Genomic DNA, 1,466 nt, shown 5'->3' with positions numbered 1-1,466 from the left:
GCAACCGAACTCTTGCTGATCTGCAGCCGTTCCGAGATCTCCCGAACCGACAGGTCCTGCTCGTACGTCAGCCTCAGGATCGATCGTAGGTCCTTCACAGTGGTTCGTTTCGCTTGCTTCCGTCTCGGCATTGCCCCTCTCAAACTCAGCTTGAGAGAGAACATTGCCTGAACGGCGCTCCCGAAAACCAACCTCCCGCAACTGTCCGCGATTTAGCGGAATCCCTGTCCCGGAATTACTGAAATCGCTGTCCGCGAATTAGCGAAATTGCTGTCCGGAAATTGCCGAAACACGCAGACTCCACGGGGGACCCCGCAAGGGGGCGTCATCTCGCCTTTGTTGAGCAATATCCTGCTGACTCCCTTTGACAAGGAGATGAGGCAAAAAGGGTACCGGCTCACACGCTGGGCGGACGACTGGGTTGTGACCTGTCGGACTCGAGCGGAGGCGGAACACGCCTTGGCGCGAGCAGGAAGGATTCTCGAAACGCTTGGTGTGACGCTCAACCGGGAGAAAACCCGGATCGTTCACATCGCACATGGCTTCGAGTTCCTGGGATTTAAAATCCAGCGTGGGAAAGCTCGATACAAGCTGACCCGCGACCGGATCAAATCCAAACTGAACCGGCAGAATCTCTATGCCATTCCCACACAGAAGTCGGTGGACCGATTCAAGGATCAGATCAGGGCCTTGACCATGAGGCGGATGCCTCTGCGTCTGGGCGAATTGATCGAGACGATCAACCCGATCATCCGAGGATGGGGAAACTACTACTGTCGCTCCCATGTCAGAAAGCGCTTCCATCAACTGGATGGTTGGATCGTCCGAAGGCTCTGGTCGCACCGCACCAAGCGGTGGCGGAACGCAGCCTGGAAGGAATATCCGACAAGACGGCTGCGCACGGAGTTCAAGCTGGTAGGGCTGGTCTCACTGATCCCTTCGCTTCAGGCCGCGAGAGCCCGTTCATGAAAGCTGGATGCGGGAAAACTGCACGTCCAGTTTGTGCGGCGGACGGAGGCCAGCGCGAGAGCAATCGAGCGCGCCTCCTCCGACCCGACACCGAGGAAGGCGGGGAACTGGGCTCACCGGGACCCGCTCGAGGGAAGGGAGCCGCCACGCGTTAAGACCCATTGACGAGAAACACGGGAGGGTATAGCGCGACAATCAGGGGTTCTTCCGCATATTTGGTGCAGAGCGCTGGATTCACGAGCCGCATGAATGCGGGCATAAGGTCGGAATCGCAATCGACGCCCGTGATTCGCCTTGCACCACGCCTTCCGCTCGCTGGTTTCCCCCGAGCTTTCGATTTTCCAGGTTCTTCCCCAAGCGGACAAGGTCGTGCTTGTTGCTCGTCCGAAGTCGACGGTCTCGCTCTGTCCCTGTTGCGACTTCCAGACAGGTCGCGTCCATAGCCATTACGTGCGCCGCTTGAGCGATCTGCCGTGGCAGGGGCGGGTCGTCGAGAT

General features: G+C 58.6%; 2 protein-coding genes and 1 pseudogene. 2 read left to right on the top strand and 1 reads right to left on the bottom strand.

Annotated features, from left to right (window positions below; genetic code table 11):
* On the bottom strand, nucleotides 1–131 hold a 131-nt coding region (locus J6525_RS47190), incomplete at its 3' end, for a sigma factor-like helix-turn-helix DNA-binding protein (protein WP_283848607.1).
* Nucleotides 132–267: 136 nt separating this feature from the next.
* On the opposite strand from J6525_RS47190, the gene J6525_RS46325 reads away from it, so the two are divergent.
* Together J6525_RS46325 and J6525_RS46320 are read left to right on the top strand one after the other, a co-directional pair.
* Nucleotides 268–969, top strand: coding sequence for a group II intron maturase-specific domain-containing protein (locus J6525_RS46325; RefSeq protein ID WP_225649601.1), 702 nt, complete (start codon nucleotides 268–270; stop codon nucleotides 967–969).
* Nucleotides 970–1,263: 294 nt separating this feature from the next.
* Nucleotides 1,264–1,466 (top strand): annotated as a pseudogene (locus J6525_RS46320) (ISL3-like element ISAzs13 family transposase); the annotation flags it as partial.

The organism is Bradyrhizobium australafricanum (genome assembly GCF_020329495.1).
In the GTDB taxonomy this organism is placed as follows: domain Bacteria; phylum Pseudomonadota; class Alphaproteobacteria; order Rhizobiales; family Xanthobacteraceae; genus Bradyrhizobium; species Bradyrhizobium australafricanum.
This window is presented reverse-complemented; position numbering and strand designations above follow the sequence as displayed.